Source organism: Roseiflexus sp. RS-1 (assembly GCF_000016665.1).
GTDB lineage: Bacteria > Chloroflexota > Chloroflexia > Chloroflexales > Roseiflexaceae > Roseiflexus.
This window is the reverse complement of the sequence record NC_009523.1, coordinates 3,711,356-3,735,230: the sequence shown is the minus strand read 5'-3', so window position 1 is coordinate 3,735,230 and position 23,875 is coordinate 3,711,356. Positions and strand designations below refer to the sequence as shown.

Sequence of the window (23,875 nt, the reverse complement as noted above, 5' to 3'; positions counted from 1 at the left end):
TACAGGTATCAGGGCAACGGTGTGGTATCATCCGATTGCAGGTGTGCCATTGTTGCACGGGCGCGTAAAAATGTCAAGCGATGGAACTGTTCACATAGGGGTTTTCCGTGATCGATCTGGACGATCTTCTTGCGGCAGGCGGGCGACTGGCGTCACCGGTGTATGCGCGTCAGTTCAGCGGCTTCTCGTATGACTCGCGGTTGACCGCTGCGGGGGAACTGTTCCTGGCGCTGCGCACGCCGCGCGGCGATGGTCATGCCTATATTGCCGATGCGCTGGCGGCTGGCGCCACTGGCGTGATCTGTGAGAAGCCGCCCGCCGATCTGTCCAATACCACCATGATCGTCACAGATGATCCGGCGCTCCTTGCAGCGCGCTGGGCAGCAGCGCGGTTGCGACAGGTTGCGCCACGGGTCATCGGCGTGACCGGCAGTGTCGGCAAGACGTCGGCGACCCGCGCGATTGCTGCTGTGCTTTCCGGTCTTGCGCCGACCTTTCGCAGTCGTCGCAGTTTCAATTCGCTGATCGGGCTGCCGGTCTCGCTTGCGCGGCTCCAGGACGATCACCGCTTTGCGGTGCTGGAATACGGCACGGCGTATCCTGGCGAGTTGCACCGTCTGACGGCGCTCTTTCCGCCGCACGTCGCGGTTGTCACGTCTGCCGCTCCGATGCGACTATCGGCATTTGGATCGGTTGCGGATCTGGTGCGTGAGTATGGCGCACTGGTCGCTGCGCTTCCCGTCGATGGATGGGCAGTGGTGAACGGTGACGATCCTGCGCTCGCCGGGCTGTGCGACACGACCCGCGCCAGGGTGCTGACGTTTGGAACCGGCGCATCCTGCGATTTGCGCGGAGAGGCGCCGCAGTATGCACTCAACGGGACGCGCATGCGGGTGTGTTATCGCGGCGAGTCAGTCGATACGGTCATTCCGCTGATCGGTGAACCGGCGGTTGGCGCGGCGCTGGCTGCTGTCGGAGTGGCGCTTGTCTGCGGGATGACGCTGGAGCGCGCCGCCGAACGGCTGGCGCTGGTCGAGCCGCCAGCCGGACGTCTCCGTCCACATCTGGCGCGCAGCAGCGCGATCGTGATCGATGATACAGTTGGCGCTGAACCATCGGCGATGTTGGCGGCGTTGCGAACGCTGGCGATCCTTCCGGCGCAACGGCGAATCGCAGTGCTCGGCGATCTTCCTGCCGACAGTTCCATCCCCGGTGAGCAGAACGATACGTATGCGGCGATCGGAAGGCTTGCGGCGCGCACTGCCGATCTGTTGATCTGGAAGGGGGATGCCGGAACGCACGTCATGCGCGCCGTGCAGCGGGTGCGTACTGGTATGTCGGCGACGCTCGTGCATACGATTGCCGGTGCGCTCGAAGCCTTGCCGCCTGATCTGGGGGCAGGTGATCTGGTGCTGGTCTGTGGCGGTGCAACGGCGCGCCTGGAGCGCCTGGTCGCTGCGCTGATCGATCCGTCGGTGAATGCCTCGCAGGCGCTGGTGCGTCAGGATGCCGGATGGCGCGCCACGCGCATCGCCGATCCCGACCGCCCGACGTGGGTGCGGATCGATCTGGATGCGATCCGCGACAATGTGCGGACTTTGCGTTCAATTGCTGGCGTGCCCGTGATGGCGGTGCTCAAGGCGGATGCGTATGGTCATGGTGCGGTGCGTGCGGCGCGCGCGGCGCTGGCTGGCGGCGCCGTCGCTCTGGCAGTCGCAACGCTTGGTGAAGCGCGGACGTTGCGCGAAGCCGGGATCGGCGCGCCGATTCTGGCGCTTGGCTACACACCGCCGTGGCAGGTGGCGCAGGCAGCGCGGCTGGGTGTCGCCATCACGGTCTTCGACTATGATGCAGCACGCGCCTGTGCCGCTGTCGCCGAGACTGGCGTGCCGGTTCCAGTGCATGTCGAGGTGGATACCGGCATGGCGCGCACCGGTTTGAGCGTGGACGAGTTGGGTCCGTTTCTCCGCTCGCTTGCCGGATTGCCGGGGGTGCACGTCGAAGGGTTGTACACCCATTTTGCCGATGCCGACGCTGCGGATCCCGGCGCAGCAGAGGCGCAGTTACGCCGATTCCGCAGCGCGCTCGACGCGGTGACCGGCGCTGGGCTGCGTCCGCCGGTCGTGCACGCCGCCAACAGCGCTGCCATGTTGCGTCTGCCGGGAGCGCGCTTCGATATGGTGCGTCCTGGTATTGCGTGCTACGGGCTGGCGCCATCACCCTGGGTTACGCTGCCGGCAGCGTTGCGTCCTGCGCTCTCCTTCCACTCTGAGGTGGCGCAGGTGCGTGATCTGCCTCCAGGAACGCCGGTATCGTATGGCGGCACATTTGTCACCCGCCGCCATTCGCGGATTGCGACCATTCCTGTGGGGTATGCGGACGGCATGCGCCGTGCACCGCCGTGGCGCGAAGTGCTGGTGCGCGGTCGGCGCGCCCCAGTTGTCGGGCGCATCTGCATGGATTACGCCATGATCGATGTCACCGATCATGCGGAAGTCAGGCGCGGTGATCTGGTAACGTTGATCGGCGTGCAGGGCGATGCGTGTATCACCGTTGCTGAGGTCGCCAGCTGGCTGGGGACGATCAGTTACGACGTGGTGGCGACCATCCTGCCGCGGGTGCCGCGTGAAGTGAGTGAATGAGACAGGTTCCATCGATCAAGGAAGAGGCATGAATGAGACGACGGTGATCTCAACAACGCCGCCGCCGCGGGTGCGCCGGGCGCAATCTACCCGATCAGTACCGAGCACGAGCGACTGCCAGTAGTCCATGCTCTCCCAATTCGGTCGCAAACCCCATTCGTACAGAACCTGCCTGGGATACCCCGACTGCGGATCGAACAGAACCTGCAGGTGCGTGGAAACGCGGCAGGTGCATTGAAGGGACGAAGGGTAGCAGAGTCCAGCCGGTTGACCGAGTTGCCTGACCCAACTGAAGAGGCGAGGCACCGTCCAGATTGGCGGCTGTGCACACTGGTTCAGGTACACCGTCTGCACACGATCATTGCGAATCTCGAGATCCTGTTCGCAGACCCCGGTACGCGTCCGTTGTCGAATGACGATCCGGTAGTGATGGCGAGACTGCGCGTACCACACCCGCTCTGCGTGCATCTGCTCATCACGCACTCCAGATGCACCCGTCCAGTTGACAAGCGCGAAAACCATCACCAGTGTCCCGATGAGCAGCAACCCCACCCCTGCCAGCAACAGACGCAACCTCATACGCGCATCATTTCACGAGCAACAGCGCTGTTGGAGGCAGGGCTGTTGCGTCTTACCCGACGCCCAGGTACGCATGCTGAACAAGGGTATTCTCGCGCAGCGCCTGCGCCGTATCCGCCAGAACAATCTCACCCGTCTGGAGCACATAGCCGCGATGGGCGATTGCCAGCGCCATCAGTGCGTTTTGCTCAACGAGCAGGATTGTTGTGCCCTGCGCATTAATGTCGCTGATGATACTGAAGATCTGTTCGACCAGCACCGGGGCAAGCCCCATGGACGGTTCATCGAGGAGCAGCACGCGCGGTTGTCCCATCAGCGCCCGTCCAATGGCGAGCATCTGCTGTTCACCGCCGGAGAGCGTGCCGCCGCGCTGATTGAGGCGTTCGTAGAGGCGTGGGAAGAGATGGAAGACGCGCTCCATATCTCTGGCAATCCCGGCTTTATCTTTGCGGAGAAATGCGCCGATTTCCAGATTTTCGCGCACTGTCAGGCGCGGAAAGATCCGGCGTCCCTCCGGCGCCTGGATCACACCCATCTCGACGATCTTATGTGGCGGGAGATGGTCAATCCGTTCTCCCTGGAACCAGACCTCGCCACGACGTGGCTTCAACAGCCCGGAAATGGTGCGCAGCGTCGTACTCTTCCCCGCGCCATTCGATCCGATCAGGGTCACGATCTCACCCGGCTCGACCGCCAGCGAGATGCCTTTCAAGGCGTGAATATTGCCGTAGTAGGTGTGGACGTCTTTGAGTTCGAGTAATGGCATGATGGTAAGAACCAAGAACCGAGAACCAAGAACCGAGAACCAAGAACCGAGAACTGAGAACTGAGAACCGAGAACTGAGAACCGAGAACTGAGAACTGAGAACCGAGAACCGGGAACCGGGAACCGAGAACTGAGAACTGAGAACTGAGAACCGAGAACCGGGAACCGGGAACCGGGAACCGTATTTTGTGTCTGGTTATGAAGATTCAGAATATAAACCGGTATTCGCCCTCATATTGAGAATTTATAGCAGTTCCTGGATACATTGACCCCTGTCCAGTCCTGCCGTGTCGCGCGAGGCGCATACTTTCAGCAGGGTGTAGACCGAAATTCATTTCGGTCACCGCGTGGAGAGCGCGATTCCGGGAGTGTTCAACATCGTCCACCAGTTCAACCTTTGTGAGAACTGTTATAAATCCGCTAACTGCACGAGCCGTCGGGCTGAAGCCCTCGGCTAGCCAAGACGAAGCCCGCCTGCGCGGGCAAGAGCGGAATTATCGCTCAACGCCCATCAACCCTCGGCTTTGCGCTGCGAAGCCCGCCTGCACGGGCTATATCGTTCAACCTTCAACCTTCACCCACCTTCAACCTTCACCATTCCGTGCGCAGCGGCGCCTTTGCCCAGGTAGGCTTCGATCACGCGCGGGTTGGAACGGATCTCGTGGGGAAGACCCTCCGCAATTTTGGTGCCATAGTCGAGCACGGTAATGCGTTCCGAGATGGTCATCACCACCCGCATATCGTGCTCGATGAGCACTACCGTGATTCCCAGTTCATCGCGCAGCCGACGGATCAGATCGGTCGCTTCGGCTGTTTCCTGCGGATTCATGCCGGCGGTCGGCTCATCCAGCAGGATCAGTTTTGGTGAAGATGCCAGTGCCCGCGCAATTTCAAGGCGGCGCTGATCACCGTAGGGCAGATTGCGCGCCAGCTGGTTACGCTGGTCGTCCAGGTTGACGAATCGGAGCAACTCGCGCGCCCGTTCGAGCGATGCCTTCTCCTCGGCACGGACAGAGGGGGTGCCAAAGATGATCTGCCACAATCCGGCATTCAATCGCGTGTGCATCCCGACCTGAACGTTTTCGAGCACGGTCATTGCGTTGAACAGGCGGATATTCTGGAATGTGCGACAGATCCCCAGCGCCGTGATCTGGTCGGGACGCAGACCGGTAATATCCTTACCATCGAAGATGATCGTCCCTTTGGTCGGCTTGTAGATCCCGGTCAACACATTGAAGAACGTCGTTTTTCCCGCACCGTTAGGACCGATAACGCTCACAATACTGCCCGCTTCGATGGTGAGCGACACATCGTTGACCGCAGTAAGTCCACCGAACTGCTTGGTAATATGTTGTGCTTCCAGGAGCGCCACAATCAAACCTCTCAACCTTCAGCGCTTTGCGCGGTTTCCGTAACGGATGCTGCTTGCTGCGTCTCAGGCGCCGGTTCAGGTTCATCGTGGTGCAACTCCTGACGGCGGCGATCCTCCGGCAGCAATCCTTCGGGACGGAAAATCATCATAATGATCAACAACAACCCAAAGAGCAACCGCTGATACTGCGCCGGGTCGAACCATGCCGGAATCGGAACGCCGCGACGCTGAAGCGCTGCCAGTTCGCTGGCAATGCGCGGCAGCAGTTGCAGGTCGAGCAGGGTCACGATCACCGCGCCCAGCATCGTTCCTGGAATACTCCCCATGCCGCCGAGAATGACCATCGAGAGAATGCCGATCGACCGCAGCAGGTCGAACGTCGGCGGGTTGATGAAGGTTTGCAGGGCGCTGAAGATGACCCCCATCACGCCGGCGAACGACGCGCCGACGGCAAACGCCAGCAGTTTCATCCGCACCAGCGGAATCCCCATCGCAATCGCGGCGGTCTCATCCTCGCGGATTGCAGTCCAGGCGCGCCCGATGCGCGAGTTGTTCAGGCGGTAGACGACAAAGACGGTAAGCCCAAGAATGATCAGCACCAGGAAATAGAAATAGAGTTGATACTCCTGTACCCGTGAGATGGTGATTCCCAACGACTGGAAGACTGGCTCGATGAAGAGCGGCGGTCGTCCAATATCTTTGATGCCCTGAGAACCGTTCGTAATATTGATCGGTCGGTCAAGGTTCGTGGCGAGCACCCGGATCACCTCGCCAAGACCAAGGGTGACAATCGCCAGGTAATCGCCGCGCAACCGCAGCACCGGCAGACCGAGCAGCACGCCGAACAGGGCGCCTACCACCAGACCGATCGCCAGGAACAGCCAGAACCACGAGCCGTGCAGCGGTTCCATACCGGGAACAATGTTGGAGATCTGCGGCGTGCTGAAGATGCCCCACAGATAGGCGCCAACGGCGAAGAACGCCACATACCCCAGGTCGAGCAGACCGGCAAACCCGACGACCACATTCAGACCCAGTGCCAGCGCAGCAAACATCCCCGCCTTTGTCACAACATCGATGTAAAACGGATTGAGGACGCCAAAGATCGGCATAATAACTGCCAGCAGGATCGTGCCGAGCGTCAACTTGAATGCCAGCATCGTCGGCGCGCGATAAATGACGAACATCAGCAGCAGGAACAGCACCACGACCATATCGGTGCCAAGCCCGGTCGTCGGGTTGGACAGCAGCAGCGCCGATACAATCGCCGCATATGCGGCAATCAACACATACGGCGCCGGACCGCGTCCCGCTGTTGACCGCAGTTGCGCCCAAAGCGATGGAGACGGACTGACTTGCCGCTTCTCTGTAGCCATACCATCACACCTTCTGCGTCACCGCTTCGCCCAGCAAGCCAGAGGGTCGGAAGATCAGGATCAGGATCAGAATGCTGAACGCCACAATATCGGCGTAGCTTGCGCCGGAGAACTGCCCGCGTGTGAACAGCGACAGATATGAAGCGACGAACGCTTCCAGAAAGCCGAGCACAATACCGCCGACCATGGCGCCGGTAATGTTGCCGATGCCTCCAAGCACCGCAGCGGTGAACGCCTTGAGACCCGGCAGGAACCCGACGTAAGGGTTGATCGTGCCAACGCGCATTCCGAACAGAATACCAGCCGCACCGCCAAGCGCCCCGCCGATCAGGAACGTGATCGCAATCACGCGGTTGACATCGATCCCCATCAGGCTGGCTGCCGCCCGGTCCTGCGCCACAGCGCGGATCGCCTTCCCCAGTTTGGTGATATTGACCAGATAGTTCAGCCCGATCAACATCAGGATCGCCACCACGATGAAGATCAGCGAACGACTATCGATGCTGACCGGTATGGTGCGCTCGTCCGCAATCGGCATTTGCGCCAGCACCAGCGGTTGACCAAGGTCAGGTGTGCGGAACTGTGCATTGAACCCCAGCCCTGTGTTCACCGCGATCATGCGCATCACGTCCTGGAGCACAAGTGAAACGCCGATCGCCGAGATGAGCGGCACCAGGCGCGGCGCATTGCGCAGCGGGCGGTAGGCGACGCGCTCGATCGACATTGCCAGAACTCCAGAGACCGCCATGCCGAGCAGGACGGCGGCAATGACGAACAGAATCGGGCTGAGGGTGGTCAGCATGCCGGAAGAAGCCAGCGCCGCACTAAAAAAGGCGCCGACGAAGGCGCCGACCATGAAAATTTCGCCGTGGGCGAAGTTGATGAATTCCAGCACGCCGTAGACCATCGTGTAGCCGAGGGCGATGGTGGCGTAGAGAAAACCGCGCACCAGACCATCGATCATGACCTGCGGCAGGATAGTTATCGTGCCCTGAACCAGATCGATGTCTTCGCGTGTGCCGCGCAGCATCACGGCAAAGAGGAGCACAATTCCCCCGAGGACAATTGCACTGCCGATGACGAAAAGAAAGACCTGAAGGAGCGGACCGAAAACCTCACTCACAAACGAGCGGAAGGAGCGACGCCTGATCAGCAGATCCGAACCGGTAGTTGCTTCAGCTGCCATGAACCGTCTCTTGCCTCAATCTACTTTGAGAAGACCCGAAGTGTCTATTTTGAACACTTCGGGTCACTCTCCGCTGTCATTCAACGGTAGAACTGGAACGTCGCCTACGGTGCAGCAATCTCAAGGCGCTTGACGACTGCATTCTTGTTCCACACATCAGCCGGAGCGCCTGACTCGGTGCTGACCTGCAACACGAAGTACGTGCCTTTCACCGGGTCACCCTTGGCGTTGAATTCATACGTGCCGGTGATGCCCTTATAGGCGCCCAGGGTCTTCATTGCCTCAAGCACCTGAGCGCGGGTTGGCTTGCCGTTGGCTGCCCTGGCAGCGTTGGCAATCGCCTGGACGCAGATGCCCATCGCATCGTATGCCTGCGCCGAGAACGGCGGCGCCGCTTCATTGTACTTCGCCTGATAGTCTTCGGCGAATTTGGCGGCATCGGGGAACTGGCTGACCGGCGCAGCAACTGAAGTGTAGTACATTCCCTTCACCGCATCACCGGCAACTTCCAGCAGCACCGGCGAGTCGAGACCGTCCGGTCCGAGGAACGCCGCCTGAATGCCGCGATCGCGCGCCTGCTTGAACAGCGGCGCTGCCTGGTCGTAAATCCCGCCGAAGTAAATCAGGTCGGGGTTAGCAGCCTGGATCGGCGTCAGAATCGAGTCGAAGACCGACTTTTCTTCGGTGCCTTCAAAACCCAGCACCTTGATGCCGTTCTTCTCGGCGTTCTGGCGGAAGAACTCCGCAACGCCCTGGCCATAGTCGGTCTTGTCGTGGATGATGTACACGCTCGTGATCTTCAGTTCGGTGCGGGCGAATTCCTCGCCGACTGCGCCCTGAACATCATCGCGTCCCACGATCCGGAAAGCGTTGGGATAGCCGCTCTCGGTGATCTTCGGATTCGTATTCGCTGGCGATACCATCACCAGGCTGGCTGACTGGTAGTCGGGCAGCGAGGCGAGCGCCACTCCCGAATTCAGGTGACCGACCAGGCACAGAATATCGTTATCGGAAATGATGTTCTTCGCGTTCGCCGAACCGACTTCCGGCTTCGCCTGGTCATCGAACGGCTCCAGTTCAACCGTAAAGCCCATGTCGGTGAGGGTTTTCCCCAGTTGCTCAAGACCCAGTTCGGCGCCGTTGCGGATACCGACGCCCAGCGCTGCCTGCGGACCGGAAAGCGGGCTTTGCGTGGCGATCTTGATCGTGCCGCTCATCCCGGCGGCTGGCGGGGTTGTTGGCTGCGCTGGCGCCGGTGTCGGTTGCGCTGGCGCTGCGGTCGGCTGCGCTGGCGCGCCGCCGCAGGCAGCCAGGATCGCGCCTACCAGGGCGAAGATGAGAAACGCACTGATACGTTTCATCATGGTGCTTCTCCTTTGTACACTGAGAGAATCTGTTCCGGGAATCTGCATTGCCAGAGTATCGACGTGCGGCGGCTACCCGCAGAGCCTGTCTGCCGCGTAGGGGCGGCAGGCTTTTCCTGAACGCATATGCAGCCCTTTCACCTCCTTCCTTTTCGTACTACCGCAAACCCCTCCTTTCCTTGACAGCATGATCAGGACCGGCTATCCTCGACGGAGAGGCGCTACCTTGCGTGTATGGCTGTGAAATGCCCGACGCTGAACATGCGGCTCGACTGTTCGGGCAGATGGTGTGGTCCCTCAATGCCGTCCGGGTGCGGGTCCGTCGGCTTCAGGGCGATAAAGATTCGTCCTTATTTAATAATGATATGATACTGCGAGTGTACTCATATCATAGCGATTTGTCAAGTTTCGTTGACGATCGACGATCTGGTGAAGTCAGGTATGAGTGACCAACGCACAACGATAACGATGTTGGCGCTCGGCGTGCTGATTGCGCTGGCGCTGATTGCGTTCGGCAGCTCAGGCGGCGGTTTTGGTTCGCCGGAGTTGACGCGGCGTTTTGCGGCGCGCCCCCCCGATCCTTCTGACCCGCCGTTCGACCTGCCGCGCATCGGCGTGCCACAGGCGTCCCCCGACCTCCTGCGCGCGCTTGAAGAGGTGCGGACGCGTCTGTCTGAAGGTCGGACGGCAGCGGCATTAACGCCAACCGCGATCGGTCCCCGCGCCGAAGTGCATGTCAGCGGGATGCGTCGCAACGGTGATCAGATCATCGTGAGCGGCAGCGTCCGCAATGCCGGGAACCGGGATCTGATCATACCGCCGGGCGCTTTCGTCTTTCGCGATAGCCGCGGTGTGCGCTATACAACCGGGACGAGCAGCAGTGTGACGCTGGCGCCGGGGGAAATGACGACGTTTGAATTTACCGTTCCACTGCCCCCCGATCGTGGTCTGACGCTGATTTTCGATCTGCCGCCCGATCCGCCCCTTGAACAAACGCTGACGCTCGAAGTCGTCGAGTAGCCGGCGCCTTGATGTCTGGCCGCCGGGCGATGAGCCTTACGGGTGTTCGCCTGGGCGTCGATGTGGCAGCTTCCTCTGTTTTCCCTCTTGCCAACATCTTCACAACATTTCCGCAACTTCCTCATGGTACAGTGCGTTATGGAAGTCACCATCCCCGACCAGTGACCTGATAGTGTCAGTGTGGACAGCATTGCACCGGTGTCGGAATCGTTCAATCTTGAGGCGGATGATGCCTTTTTTGGCACACCGTCGATCGGCAGTTCGTTCCATGAATTCATAACGGAGAGGAAACAGACCCCAATGAGCGACATCACCCCGGCAGTCTATTTTGCGGAAGTCGTGCCGCAGCGCTTCGCTGCAGCAGTTGCTGGCGCGTCAGAAGAGGTGCTGGCGCAGCCTGAGTTGACGGTGACCTACACGATTGAAGGGGAGGGCGATCAGGGTGGCGTTTTTGGGTTGAAAGTTTCGGGCGGGTCGATTGAATTCGTCGATGGCGGCATCGAAAATGCCGATCTGCAACTCGTGATGACCTACGACAACTGGCGTTCTGTGGCGGAGGGGGATGCCGTCGAGCCATTTATCGACTATTTCCTCCGTCGCAAGGTCGAGATCGTGAAGAATCTGCGCGGGATGGTCAAACTCGAGTTGACCCGCTCCGACGAGAGTTTGTTTGAGAGCGTCAGCATCTTTGGCGGTCAATCCGAGCCGTCGGTGACGCTGCGGATGACGACGGATGATTACCGACAGATGCTTTCGGGCGAGTTGAACGGGCAGATGGCGTTTATGACGGGGAAATTGCGGTTTGAGGGCAGCCTGCCGCTGTTGATGCAGATCGGTGCGCTGAGCGGCTAGCGGATTCGAGATTGCACGACATGCGCAGTCTCATCATCCAGACACAAGGAGATATCCTATGATATCGTTTACTCCGTCGGAAGAGCAGCAGTTGATCATCGACACCGTGCGCCGCTATGCGGTTGATCGGATGCGCCCCGCCGCCTACGAGGCGGACGAGAAGCGCGCAATTCCATCGGACATTATTGCGCGGGGGTGGGATCTGGGCTTGTTGCCGAGCGCCATCCCGGAGCAGTACGGCGGCTTTGGCGAGACGCATCAGGCGCTGACCGGCGTTCTGGCGGCAGAAGAGTTGGGGTATGGCGATCTGTCCATGGCGCTGTACCTGATGACCCCCAATCTGTTTGCGATCCCGATCCTGCACTTCGGCACTGAAGAGCAGAAGGAACGCTGGTTGCCACGCACGGTGGAAGGCGGGTTTGCGCCGTATACGGCGGCGTTGATCGAGCCGCGCTGGAGTTTCGACCCGCATGCGCTGCATACGGTTGCCGAGCGTGAGGGTAATGTCTACGAGATTACGGGGCATAAGGCGCTCGTGCCGCTCGCTGCCGATGCACAGGCGTTCCTGGTTTATGCCCGTGAAAATGATACGACCCAGGCGTTTATCATCGAACGCGGCACGGAAGGACTGGCGGTACTGGAACGCGAGAGTTTCATGGGCATTCGCGCGTTGCCAACCTACGAATTGCGCCTGGACGACGTGCATGTGCCGGCATCGTGTCGACTGGGGGGCGAGCAGGGCATCGATATCGAAGCGTTGATGAATTATTCGCGGGTTGCGCTGGCGGCGCTGGCGGTCGGTGTGGCGCGCGGCGCTTTCGAGTATGCGCGCGATTATGCGAAGCAGCGCGAAGCATTTGGGAAACCGATTGCGCAGAACCAGGCAATTGCGTTCATGCTGGCTGAGATGGCGATTGAAATCGAGGCGGCGCGCCTGATGACCTATGAAGCGGCATGGCATCTCGACAAAGGACACAATGCCACGCAGTCGGCGTCGCTCGCCAAGGCGTATGCTGATGAAATGGCGTTGATGGTGACCGACCGCGCCGTGCAGATCCTTGGCGGTCATGGCTATATTCGCGAGCATCCAGTCGAGCGCTGGCTGCGGAACGGGCGTGGGTTCAGCACGTTCCTCGGTCTGGCGATGGTGTGAGGAGAACGACAATGATCGACTTTGAAATACCAGCCCCGATCAAGCGTCAGGTGCAGTTCATCACGATGCTCGGCGAGCAGGTGATGCGCCCGGTGGCGCGCTATTACGATGAGCACGAAACGGAACGTCCGTGGGATTATATCAATCTGATCTGGCCCACCATCCGCGATCGCGGCGGGCGCTCGTTCTCAGTCGAAGATGGCAAGGAGAAGGTTGATAAGGAGGGTAAGCCGCGCCCGCGGATCGGGTACCTGATGCTGGCGCACGTGGTTGAGGCGCTGTCGTGGGGCGATGCCGGGCTGTACCTCTGCACGCCGGGCGGTGCGCTCGGTGGTGCAGCTGTCGATGCCACCGGCACGCCGGAGCAGAAAGAGCGCTTCCTGAAGCGTTTCGGCGAGGGGGAGCCGAAGTGGGCGGCGATGGCGATGACCGAACCGCACTGCGGATCGGATACGGCGGCGATCCGCACCACGGCGCGTCTCTCCGAAGATGGCAAAGAGTGGATCCTGAACGGCGAGAAAATCTTCGTCACCGGGGGTCTGATGGCTGCCAAAGAATCGCGCGGGTTCGTCGTGGTGTGGGCAACGGTCGATCCGTCGGCTGGACGCGCCGGGATGAAGCCGTTCGTGGTCGAAGCCGGTACGCCGGGAATGACGGTGACGAAACTGGAGCACAAGCACGGCATCCGGGTGTCGGATACGGCAGCGATCGTGTTCAACGACTGCCGCATTCCGTATGATAATATCCTTGGCAGCCCGGAAGTCGTGAAGGGAGATACGGAGCACAAAGGCTTCAAGGGTGCGATGAAGACGTTCGATGCCACCCGCCCGCTGGTGGCGGCGTCGGCGCTGGGCATCGCGCGCGCCGCGCTCGAGTTCACCGCCTCGTACCTGAAGGATCGCGGCGTGAAGGTGCGCTACGGCATCGCTCCGCACCTGCAAACTGCGGTCGAGCGCGACCTGATCCACATGGAGATGCAGCATCGGGCTGCCTGGTTGCTGGTGCTCAAAGCGGTGACGAAGATGGATGCCGGTGAGGAGAATGCGCTCGAAGCGTCGATGTCGAAGGTGAAAGCCGGTCAGGTGGCAACGTATGTCTCGCAGAAAGCGGTTGAACTGCTGGGTCCTGAAGGATATTCGTGCAAACTGCTGGTCGAAAAGTGGATGCGCGACGCCCGGATCAATGATATTTACGAGGGCACCGGTCAGATCAATCGCCTGATCGTGGCGCGACGCCTGCTGGGGTATACCAGTCGTGAGTTGCGCTGATGCAGCGGTTGTTCGGCAGGGGAACGGGGGCGTTTCACCGGCGCCCCCGCTTCTCCGTTTGATGATAAGGAGTCATCGATGACCCAGATCAAGAAAGTGGCCGTCATTGGCGCCGGTACGATGGGAGGCGGCATCGCCGCCCACTGCATCAATGCCGGTTTGCAGGTCGTGCTGCTCGATACGGTTCCGTCCAGCCTGACCCCCGAAGAAGAAAAACGCGGTCTGACGCTCGAGTCGAAGGAGGTGCGCAATCGCTTCGTCCGGGCAGGTCTGGAGCGGATCAAAAACGCTCGCCCGGCAGCGCTCTTCGATCCGCAGTCGATCTCCCGGATCGTGACCGGTAATGTGGAGGACGACCTCGCCTTGATCGCGGATGCCGACTGGATCGTCGAGGCGATTATCGAGCAACTCGAACCAAAACGCGCGTTGATGGAAAAGATCGAGCAGGTGCGCAAGCCGGGCAGCATCGTTTCATCCAATACGTCCGGCATCCCGATCGCCGCCATTGCAGCCGGTCGATCCGACGATTTTCGCAGGCATTTCCTGGGAACGCACTTCTTCAACCCGCCGCGCTATCTCTACCTCCTCGAAGTCATTCCAACGCCCGACACTGACCCGCAGGTCGTTGCAGCGATCAGCCGCTTCGCCGATGTGACGCTTGGCAAAGGCGTGGTGATCTGCAAGGATCGCCCCAACTTTATCGGCAACCGCATCTTCAGTTACGATATTGCCACCACGGTGGGGTATGCGCTGCGCAATGGCTACAGCGTCGAAGAGGTCGATGCCCTGACGGGTGAATTGATCGGCAGACCGAAAACGGCAACCTTCCGCCTCCTCGATCTTGTCGGCATCGATGTGATGCTGCATGTGCAACGCAATCTGTATGCGGCGCTTCCCGACGACGAGGAGCGTGAGGCGCTGAAGATCGCGCCTGAAATCGAGGCGATCGCCGCCAGAGGATGGCTGGGGAACAAGAGCGGCATCGGTTTCTACAAAGAAACGAAAGGTGCATCCGGGCGCGAGTTCTGGCCCCTCAATCTGCAAACGATGGAGCATGAACCGCCGAAGAAGCCGCGCTTCGATCTGGTCGGCAAGGCGCGCAAGATTGAGGACCTCCATGAGCGGTTGCGCTTCCTGTTCGACAATGCCGATACCGACCGCGCTGGCGTCTTTATCCGCGAAACCATGCTGCGTATGCTGGCGTACACAGCGCGACGCATCCCGGAGATCTCTGAGAGCATCGTCGATATCGACCGCGCCATGCGCTGGGGGTTCAGCCATCAACTTGGTCCTTTCGAGGTGTGGGACACCCTCGGGGTGCGGAAGACAGTCGAGCGCATGCGTGAACGCGACATAGCGATTGCACCATGGGTCGAAGACATGCTGGCGAAGGGCGGCGAGAGTTTCTATCGCCGCGAGAATGGCCGGATCGTCAGCGTGTGGAGCCCGATAGACGCGCAGTATGTCGCATACACGCCGCCGGAAGGGGTGCTGTCGCTCGACGACCTGCGCGCCCAGGGGAAAGAAGTCGCGCGCAACCATAGTGCATCGCTTATCGACCTGGGAGATGGCGTGCTCTGCTTTGAGTTCCACGCCAAGGTGAATGCCATCGATCCGCTGATCACCGAGATGGGGTGGAAAGCGCTTGAGCTGCTCCAGGAGGATCGCTGGGTCGGCATGGTGATCGGCAATCAGTCGTCCGATTTTTGCGCTGGCGTGAACCTGGGGGTCGTGCTGATGGGGGTAATGGGCGGCAAACCCGAAGAGTCGGCGAAGTTCGCCAAAGGAACGCAGGACCTCTTCTTCCGCTTCCGCACCTGTCCAAAACCAATCGTGGCTGCGCCGTATGGCCGCGTGCTCGGCGGCGGCGTCGAAGTCTGCCTGGCAGCGGCGCGACGGGTGGCAGCCGCTGAGACATATATGGGTCTGGTGGAACTGGGGGTGGGCCTGATCCCCGCCTGGGGCGGGTGCAAGGAGTTTGTTCGCCGGCACGTCTCGCCGCATGTCAGAACGCCTGGCGCTGATCCGCTTCCCTATCTGCAACAGGCGTTCGAGACGATTGCGATGGCGAAGGTCAGTGAGCTGGGCGCCGTTCAGGCGAAGCAACTCGGCTACCTGATGGACGACGACAAGATCGTGATGAACCGCGAGCGGCTGATCGCCGAAGCAAAGAAGGAAGTGCTGCTGATGGTCGCCGAGGGGTATACGCCGGTTCCGCCGGAGGGTGAGCCGGTGTATGCTATCGGGCGGCGCGGCATCGCAGCCGTGAATGCCATGGTCTACGGCATGCGCCAGGGCGGCTACATCAGCGATTACGATATGAAACTGGCGCGCGCGCTGGCGTATGTGATGTGCGGCGGCGACCTGACCCAGCCACAGTGGGTCACCGAGCAGTATTTCCTTGACCTGGAGTTCGAGCAGGCAAGCCAGTTGATCCAGCAACCGAAGACCCAGGAGCGGATCATGGCGATCCTGCAAACCGGCAAGCCGTTGCGGAATTGATCACAGTGACGCGGCGTACCGGCGTGGCGCGGCCCCGGCGACACGGTATGTCGCATTCCATCACGAGAGAGTGGAGGCAAAGAGCATGCGAGAAGCAGTGATTGTCAGCGCAGTTCGCACAGCCGTCGGCAAAGCGCCGCGCGGTGCACTGCGCAGTGTTCATCCGACCGATCTGGCGGCAACCGTGATCCGGTCGGCAGTCGAGCGCGTTCCCGGTCTCGACCCGAAAGAGATCGATGATGTTATTCTGGGATGCGCCATGCCCGAGGCGGAACAGGGCTTGAATATGGCGCGTGTCGCGCTCCTGCGCGCGGGTCTGCCCACGGATGTGCCAGGTCAGACGGTCAACCGGTTCTGCGCGTCGGGTTTGCAGACCATCGCCCTTGCAGCGCAACAGGTGATGAGCGGCATGGGTGATGTGGTCGTCGCCGGGGGCGCCGAGAGCATGAGCGCCGTACCCATGGGAGGGCATCACTTCGCGCCCAACCCGGCAATGGCGGAGATGAGTCCCGATGTATACCTCGGCATGGGTTTGACCGCTGAGAATGTCGCCAGGCGGTACGAGGTCAGTCGTGAGGATCAGGATGCCTTTGCGCTACGCTCACACCAGCGCGCGATTGCCGCCATCGACGCCGGTCTGTTCAAGGACGAGATTGTGCCGATCGAAGTGGAGCACGTCTGGTTCGAAAACGGCAGGGTACAGCGTTCAACGATGATCTTCGACACCGATGAAGGTCCGCGGCGCGACACCTCGGCTGAAGCGCTGGCGAAACTCAAACCGGTCTTTGCGATCAACGGCACGGTCACTGCTGGCAACTCCTCGCAGACCAGCGATGGGGCAGCGGCAGTGGTGGTTATGAGCCGCGAGAAGGCTGATGCACTCGGGGTGAAGCCGCTGGCGCGCTTCGTATCGTTCGCGGTTGCGGGTGTGCCGCCGGAAATAATGGGGATCGGTCCGGTTGCCGCCATCCCGAAGGCACTTAAGCAAGCCGGCTTGACCATCGACCAGATCGACCTGATCGAACTGAACGAAGCGTTTGCGGCACAGGCGCTGGCGGTGATTCGCGCGCTCGAACTTGACGAAGAGAAAGTCAACGTCAACGGCGGCGCTATTGCGCTCGGGCATCCACTGGGATGCACTGGCGCCAAGTTGACAGTGCAGATCCTGCACGAACTGCGGCGTCGCGGCGGGCGCTACGGTCTGATCACCATGTGCATCGGCGGCGGCATGGGAGCTGCCGGCATCGTCGAGATGCTGTGATGTGCCGGCGGGCGTCTCCGACAGCGGGGACGCCTGCTCTCTGCTGGATTTGTAGTGATTTTGTAAACTTTTGCCGTTTCCCTCTTGATTTCCTCATCAAGGGCTGCTATACTGCGAACAGGTGTTTAGCATTTCTGTTCGGAGTAGCATGCGTCCGTTGCGTGAACGTCAGGAAGCGTCGAGTCTGCGTTCGACTGCGGCGCCTCTGGTAGCGGCGCCGATCGCAGTGATCGGCAGTCCGAACTCCACAACCCACTTTACGGTTGATATTCTCGAAACCGCGCGCGACCGGGCGCTCGATCACGCCTGGGTGGTGTTCGAAGTGACCGAGCGCTTCAATGGCAAGATGTACCGCAAACGGGCGCTCTGTCAGTTGGGCGGAATCATCACCCGCAACCGCTGGCACGAAGATCCGGTTATCCGCGCCGTGATCAAGCATCAGGGCGCCCTCCCCGCTCTCTCTGGCGAGAGTGACCTGACGGCGGCGCAACTCTCGGCGCTCGGCGTTTTTCTGCTCGATGATCAGGGGCGGGTGGTGCGACGCACGACCCTTTCCACCCCGCCGCCATCAGGGACGCCGGTCTATCCGGCGGATGCCGCCACCCTGCAGGATCTGGTGCATACCGAGCCGGGGATCTTCTATGCCGGGCAATCACCGGGAGATGGGTTGCCGGTGCCGCTGACGCTGCGCCACTTCGGTCCAACCGAGCAGGGCGGGTTTGGCGAAGCGGTGATGATTGGCATCTTCGGGCAGACGCGCAGCGGCAAATCGATCCTGGCGGCGCAGTTGCTTGCCGGGTTTGCTGCCAACCCGCACATGGGCATTCTGGTGATCGATCCGCAAGGCGAGTTCGGGCGCGACCGTTTCGCCGCCGGCGATCACCGCGTCGATTTCAGCATCCGCCGTCTGCTCGCCGGTCTACGCCACCGCCGCGACGTGATTACATTGACGACCGATGACGTGGCGATGGAAGGCGCGGAGGCGTTCACCGAACTGTTGCGCCGCGCCGGGTTCTTCGACAGTCTGGGATTCAAGGGCGCAAATAAGGAGCGCGAAGCTGCCGAACGACTGTCTGGCTTGTTGACCGACCTGACCGACGCGGGTGGGCGTCGTCGTCCGATCCGTGATCTGACGGCGGCGGATCTGCCGTTGCTGGTGAAGGACCTGGCACGCTTTGCGGATGTGATCTATGCCACCCGTCCCGGCACGATGCCGGGAGAGGGACAGCGCGCCGCCGATGTGCTGGCGCGCTACAGTCTTGATGAGACGCGCCTGCGCCGGTTGTGGGACGATGCGTTGCAGCGTTTCCGCGTCGAGCCAGGGAAACGTCAACCGCTGTCACAGGTGATCCAGCAGGTGCTGACCGATCGCGCCATCGTGATCCTGTCGTTCGCCCAGGAGAATGTCGCCGATACGCCGTACTTCCTGCTCAACGAAATCCTGACCCGCCTGCGCCAGGTGATCCACCGTTCCTTCCAGGATGGACGCACCTCAAATGCGCTCGTGTTGCTCGACGAAGCGCACCTGTTTGCCGGTGAACATGCCGACGACACCGGTGACGGCGCGCGCACCCGTTCTCTGCTGGCGCAAAGCATCCGAATGACCGGCAAGTATGGTGTCGGCTGGATGTTCATTACACAGACGCTGCACGATTTCGACAAGACGATCCTGCGGCAGTTGCAGGTGAAGATTTTTGGGCAGGGGTTCAAACTTGGTGCCGATCGCGAGTATGTCGAGACTGAACTGGGCAAAGAGGGGTTTGCGCGCTACTGTTCCCTCCCCGATCCGAAACGCACCGGGCGTTATACATTTATGGTGACCGGACCGATTGTGGCGCTTGGCAGCCTCGGCACGCCGCTTGTGTTGCAGGGTTTCCGCAGCGTCGATGACCTCATGCGCGCCAATCCGCACTGCTTCGGCAGCAGCTAGCGCGCGTCAGACAGATGCCCACGCCTCCCGGCGGATGCTTGCACATCGGTATTGCTATGGCAGCGGTCAGGGGGCATTGAGCATGCGGAGATTGAGAATTTATAGCACACAGAGGTTGAACCTGGTGGACAATGTTGAACACTCCCGGAATCGCACTCTCCACGCGGTGACCGAAATGAATTTCGGTCTACGCTCTGCCGGAAACGGGCGCCTCGCACGACGCGGCAGACCCGGACAGGGGTCAACGTATCTGAGAACCGCTATACATCCGCTCTACTGCGCTAGCCGTGGGGCTGAAGCCCTCGGCTAGCCAGGGCGAAGCCCGCCTGCGCGGGCTATGGCGGATTATTTCCTCAACGACCATCAGCCCTCGGCTATGGAATGCGAAGCCCGCCTGCGCGGGCTATGACGGATTATTTCCTCAACGACCATCAGCCCTCGGCTATGGAATGCGAAGCCCGCCTGCGCGGGCTGTGGCGGATTATTTCTTCAAAGACCATTTGCTCGCGTCTGCCAGCATGTCTGTGCCTGAACATCCGGCATTCAAACCGCATGCACGTGGATAGGCGGGAGTTTCGTAGTGCGCCATGCGTGCCGCCAGTATTGATAGGCGGACTGGTCGCAGGAGCGTGCATGCGCGGGAAGCATTAGACCGCATGCACCAGGCGCAGGTGTAGAGACGTGGCACTAGTATACTAGTATGCTAGCATACTAGTTCCCTGGATTATGCATACCTCTGCCGCCAGAGGAGAGACGCAGCGCGATCCAGGCGCGCCCCTGGCGCTGCAACAAGACCTTTGCCTTCGGAATCGGGGCATAGCACTGCTGCGCCGGTACAGGCGCAAAGCGATTCCTGGCGCTCAACGCCGTCGCGCGTCAGGTCTGGCGCTGGCTGCACCCGTACTCAGGGGCGGCGCTCTCCCGCCTTTTCCCGCACGCCTCCCCACGCTGCTGCACCTGTACGGGCGGGAGGCGATGACGGATAAGCGCGACGGCGCAGTGAGCAGCGCCCGCTGTATTTCTGTGCCCGCGCGTTACCACAGCAATGGTATACTATACCGAAAATAATAAGGAGCGAACAATTCTACAAGGTATGACATCTCAGTACGATATCGGTCTTTTCGTTCATTCCCGTCCTCATACGCGGCTTCCTGAACCGCTTCGTTTTCCGCCAGGCTTCCTGTGGGGAACCGCAACCAGCGCACATCAGGTCGAAGGGCAGAATACCAACAATCAGTGGTGGGTCTGGGAGCAGCAGGGGCGCTGCTGGCATGGCGATGTTTCCGGTGATGCCTGCGACTGGTGGCGCGATGCCGAGGGCGACCTGGATCGTGCGGCAGCGCTTGGTACGAATGCCCATCGTATGTCGATCGAATGGAGCCGTATCGAACCGGAAGAGGGGCGTTTCGATCGTGAGGCAATTCGTCGCTACCGCGAGATCATTGGTGGAATCGTCAGGCGCGGAATGACGCCGATGATTACGCTGCACCACTTCACCAATCCGCTCTGGGTCGAGGCAAAGGGCGCCTGGTTGAACCCGGCGACTCCAAAGCGATTTGCGCAATTCGTCGCATACGCAGTCGAAGAACTGGGCGATCTCTGCAATCTCTGGTGCACCGTCAATGAGCCGACGGTCTACGCTGCGTTGAGTTATCTGCAGGGCGTGTGGCCCCCCGGACGACGTAACATCTTGCAGGCGCTGCGGGTCTTCGGCAATCTGATGCGTGGGCATGAACTTGCAGCGCAGACGGTTCACAGGCAGCATCCGGCGCATCGTGTCGGTATCGTGCACCATAAACGGATTCTCGATCCGGCATCGCCTGCTGGTCACGATGTGCTCACGACGGTCATGTACGACTATCTGGTCAACGGACTGGTGCTGCGCCGTCTGCGCGAGACGTCCGACTTTTTTGGATTGAACTACTACAGTCGTGATCACATCGCCTTCGATCTGCGACGGCCGTACCATCTGTTCATTCGTCGCTTCACACCTCCATATGTGGAACAGAGCGATGCCGGTATGCTTGGCACATTCGGCGAGATCTATCCCAATGGTCTGTACCGTGCGCTCAAACGAGCCTATCGCTGGCTGAAGCTCCCCATCTACGTGACCGAGACCGGTCTGCCGGACGAGGACGACAATCAGCGTCCGCGGTTTTTGCTCAACCATCTCGAGTCGGTCTATCGAGCGATCCAGGAAGGGATCGATGTCCGCGGAGTGTTCATCTGGTCGCTGGTGGACAACTTCGAGTGGGCGGAGGGATGGGGGCTGCGCTTCGGGTTGTATGCGCTCGATGAGCGAACTGGCGAACGGCGGATGCGCCCGTCGGCGGCGCTCTACGCCATTATCGCGCGCGCGAATGCGATCCCTGCGCCTGGTGCGCTCTGACAATAGCCGCGCCCCCTGTGCGTGGATCAGGTGCGCGGGTGTCGCGCCCGCGTGTGCGCGTTTGCCCCCTCATCCCCCCAACCCCCTTTTCCCACACGGGGAGAAGGGGGTGTCTGGGCGTCCTGATGCCTGAAACGGGAGAGAGGAGTTAGCGTGGCAGTGGGCGGTGCGGGCAGCGCCCCCAGGCAACTGTCTCGTCATTGGTTAATGTTTCACTGGAGAAGATGTTCGCCAGTCTTTGTGCAAAATCGTGATAAAACCTGAACGTTTCATTGACAAAATGCTGAAAAGCGCGTATACTTTGTGATGTGGGGAACAATCTGGTGGCTTACCACAGAGCGGCCCGGTTCGCAGAGCGCTCAGGCGGTAGTGATACCAGACCACAAGCCAGTTTGCCGTATGTTGTAGTGATTGCCCTATCTCGCAGCATCACTCAACCTAGATAGGATCAATATCGGCGCTATGAGCAAGAACCTCGTTTGACCACGTGTCGTTCGACAAAGATCACTATATTCGTATCAGATAGGAGTTCCTGGTCATGCCAAACCTTACGCTATCTCAGTATGACCTGGTTTACAACGCGCTATCGTTCACCATCGCGGCGATGGGCGCGGCGTTCGTATTTTTCTTGCTCGCGCGCAACACCGTAGCATCCACCTATCAGCGCGCGATGGTGCTCGCAGCAATCATCGTCGGGATTGCTGCGTATCATTATGTACGGATGTTTACCAGCTGGAGCACAGCCTTCACCGTCAGCGGCGCGATCTACACGCCTACTGGCGAGCCGTTCAATGAAGCATACCGTTATGCCGATTGGCTCCTGACCGTCCCGCTCTTGCTCGTCGAGCTCGTCGCGGTTCTGCATATCACGGGACAGCAGCGCAGTGGGATGATCGCGCGGTTGGTGATTGCAGCAGTGTTGATGATCGTGTTGGGCTACCCTGGCGAGATTTCGTCAGACGTTACCACGCGGCTTGTGTGGGGCACGCTGAGCAGTATCCCATTCCTCTACATTCTGTATGTGCTCTGGCGCGATCTGGGTGCAGTGATGGAGCGTGAATCAGCAGAAGTACGGGTTCTGCTGCGGAATCTGCGCCTGCTCCTGCTCGCAAGCTGGGGAGTGTATCCGATCGCATACCTGCTGCCGCTCCTGAGTATTGACCCGGCGACTGCGCTGGTTGCGCGTCAGGTCGGATACTCGATCGCTGATATTGTGGCGAAGCCGGCCTATGGTCTGTTGATCTACGCGATCGCACGAATCAAGACCCAACAAGAGCGAGGGGAGTCCTCTGAAGGGACGATCCCAGCCATTGCGTAAGTCCACGTTCACCCCTGAATGCACCTCCGATCTACATGCGGATCGGAGGTGCATTTTATTCGCGGGGTAATGATACCAGGCGCCCGATGTGCGTTTTCCGGTGTACAATGGGTGCGCTTATTCACCGCAGGTTTTCCTGATCCGGCGGGTGACTGCCAGAACGAGACGCGCCCTGTTTTTCTGTCAGGATCGCCGCCGTGTCGTCCGTCTTGAACACAGAGGAGCTTGCATCATGCACGAGCAGTGGATTGCCGTCGATGAGTACATTACCGGTCTCTTTCCTTCAGACCCGGCGCTGGAAATGGTGCTTCAGGCGACACGCGCGGCTGGCATGCCGCAGATCAATGTGTCGCCTGTCCAGGGACGGCTGCTGCACGTCCTGGCGCTGGCATGCGGCGCGCGGATGATCCTGGAGATCGGGACGCTGGCGGGCTATAGTGCGATCTGGATGGCACGCGCGCTCCCTGCCGATGGGAAACTGATTACGCTGGAAGCCGACCCGAAGCACGCTGAAGTCGCACGGGCGAATATTGCGCACGCCGGTCTTGCCGACCGGATCGAGGTGCGCCTGGGAATTGCGCTTGATGTGCTGCCGCAACTTGCTGCGGAAAGAAAGGGTCCTTTCGATCTGATCTTTATCGACGCCGATAAGACGAACCTGACGACCTACTTTGACTGGGCGGTGCGTCTGGCGCGTCCCGGCAGCCTGATCATTACTGATAATGTGATCCGTCACGGCGAAGTGCTGGACGACTCCAGCGCCGATGCGGGCTTGCAGGGAGTCCGCCGCTTCAATGAGGCGCTTGCCGCCGACCGGCGCGTGACGGCGACGATTGTTCAGATGGTCGGGATCAAAGGGTATGATGGGATGGCGCTGGCAGTGGTGCGGGAGTAGAT

At 60.5% G+C, this 23,875-nt stretch carries 17 protein-coding genes; 11 read left to right on the top strand and 6 right to left on the bottom strand.

The window, feature by feature from the left end:
- Window positions 1–107 precede the first annotated feature (107 nt).
- The gene (gene alr / locus ROSERS_RS25135) at window positions 108–2,642 is read left to right on the top strand and encodes an alanine racemase (protein ID WP_011957689.1); all 2,535 of its coding nucleotides are present in this window, start codon (window positions 108–110) and stop codon (window positions 2,640–2,642) included.
- Window positions 2,643–2,657: 15 nt separating this feature from the next.
- On the opposite strand, the gene ROSERS_RS15320 is transcribed toward alr, so the two are convergent.
- The 6 genes from ROSERS_RS15320 to ROSERS_RS15295 all read right to left on the bottom strand — a co-directional run bounded on the left by ROSERS_RS15320 (window position 2,658) and on the right by ROSERS_RS15295 (window position 9,285).
- Window positions 2,658–3,221 carry a hypothetical protein gene (locus ROSERS_RS15320; RefSeq protein ID WP_011957688.1) on the bottom strand — a complete coding sequence of 188 codons (564 nt, stop codon included), beginning with the start codon at window positions 3,219–3,221 and terminating at the stop codon, window positions 2,658–2,660.
- 52 nt (window positions 3,222–3,273) lie between these two features.
- Window positions 3,274–3,987, bottom strand: a complete 714-nt coding sequence (locus tag ROSERS_RS15315; protein WP_011957687.1) for an ABC transporter ATP-binding protein — start codon at window positions 3,985–3,987, stop codon at window positions 3,274–3,276.
- A gap of 574 nt (window positions 3,988–4,561) precedes the next feature.
- Window positions 4,562–5,359 carry an ABC transporter ATP-binding protein gene (locus ROSERS_RS15310; RefSeq protein WP_011957686.1) on the bottom strand — a complete coding sequence of 266 codons (798 nt, stop codon included), beginning with the start codon at window positions 5,357–5,359 and terminating at the stop codon, window positions 4,562–4,564.
- A gap of 11 nt (window positions 5,360–5,370) precedes the next feature.
- Complete coding sequence (locus ROSERS_RS15305) at window positions 5,371–6,735, bottom strand: branched-chain amino acid ABC transporter permease (protein WP_011957685.1); 1,365 nt, start codon at window positions 6,733–6,735, stop codon at window positions 5,371–5,373.
- A gap of 4 nt (window positions 6,736–6,739) precedes the next feature.
- The gene (locus ROSERS_RS15300) at window positions 6,740–7,921 is read right to left on the bottom strand and encodes a branched-chain amino acid ABC transporter permease (protein WP_011957684.1); all 1,182 of its coding nucleotides are present in this window, start codon (window positions 7,919–7,921) and stop codon (window positions 6,740–6,742) included.
- A gap of 104 nt (window positions 7,922–8,025) precedes the next feature.
- Window positions 8,026–9,285, bottom strand: a complete 1,260-nt coding sequence (locus tag ROSERS_RS15295) for a branched-chain amino acid ABC transporter substrate-binding protein (RefSeq protein ID WP_011957683.1) — start codon at window positions 9,283–9,285, stop codon at window positions 8,026–8,028.
- Between the two features lie 441 nt (window positions 9,286–9,726).
- Between ROSERS_RS15295 and ROSERS_RS15290 the strand changes: the two genes are divergently transcribed.
- The 10 genes from ROSERS_RS15290 to ROSERS_RS15245 all read left to right on the top strand — a co-directional run bounded on the left by ROSERS_RS15290 (window position 9,727) and on the right by ROSERS_RS15245 (window position 23,873).
- Window positions 9,727–10,305 (top strand): hypothetical protein, encoded by a 579-nt coding sequence (locus ROSERS_RS15290; RefSeq protein ID WP_011957682.1) that lies wholly within the window; start codon window positions 9,727–9,729, stop codon window positions 10,303–10,305.
- 300 nt (window positions 10,306–10,605) lie between these two features.
- Window positions 10,606–11,157 (top strand): SCP2 sterol-binding domain-containing protein, encoded by a 552-nt coding sequence (locus ROSERS_RS15285; RefSeq protein WP_011957681.1) that lies wholly within the window; start codon window positions 10,606–10,608, stop codon window positions 11,155–11,157.
- A 58-nt stretch (window positions 11,158–11,215) separates the two neighbouring features.
- Window positions 11,216–12,310 (top strand): acyl-CoA dehydrogenase family protein, encoded by a 1,095-nt coding sequence (locus ROSERS_RS15280; RefSeq protein ID WP_011957680.1) that lies wholly within the window; start codon window positions 11,216–11,218, stop codon window positions 12,308–12,310.
- Window positions 12,311–12,321: 11 nt separating this feature from the next.
- Window positions 12,322–13,578, top strand: coding sequence for an acyl-CoA dehydrogenase family protein (locus tag ROSERS_RS15275; protein WP_011957679.1), 1,257 nt, complete (start codon window positions 12,322–12,324; stop codon window positions 13,576–13,578).
- Between the two features lie 78 nt (window positions 13,579–13,656).
- Window positions 13,657–16,080 (top strand): 3-hydroxyacyl-CoA dehydrogenase/enoyl-CoA hydratase family protein, encoded by a 2,424-nt coding sequence (locus ROSERS_RS15270; RefSeq protein ID WP_011957678.1) that lies wholly within the window; start codon window positions 13,657–13,659, stop codon window positions 16,078–16,080.
- 85 nt (window positions 16,081–16,165) lie between these two features.
- Window positions 16,166–17,341 (top strand): acetyl-CoA C-acyltransferase, encoded by a 1,176-nt coding sequence (locus ROSERS_RS15265; protein WP_011957677.1) that lies wholly within the window; start codon window positions 16,166–16,168, stop codon window positions 17,339–17,341.
- Between the two features lie 148 nt (window positions 17,342–17,489).
- Complete coding sequence (locus tag ROSERS_RS15260) at window positions 17,490–19,271, top strand: ATP-binding protein (protein WP_011957676.1); 1,782 nt, start codon at window positions 17,490–17,492, stop codon at window positions 19,269–19,271.
- Between the two features lie 1,093 nt (window positions 19,272–20,364).
- Complete coding sequence (locus tag ROSERS_RS15255) at window positions 20,365–21,660, top strand: glycoside hydrolase family 1 protein (protein WP_011957675.1); 1,296 nt, start codon at window positions 20,365–20,367, stop codon at window positions 21,658–21,660.
- 538 nt (window positions 21,661–22,198) lie between these two features.
- A complete protein-coding gene (locus ROSERS_RS15250; protein ID WP_011957674.1) occupies window positions 22,199–22,978 on the top strand; it encodes a bacteriorhodopsin in 780 nt (259 codons plus the stop codon).
- Window positions 22,979–23,210: 232 nt separating this feature from the next.
- The gene (locus ROSERS_RS15245) at window positions 23,211–23,873 is read left to right on the top strand and encodes an O-methyltransferase (protein WP_011957673.1); all 663 of its coding nucleotides are present in this window, start codon (window positions 23,211–23,213) and stop codon (window positions 23,871–23,873) included.
- Window positions 23,874–23,875 lie beyond the last annotated feature (2 nt).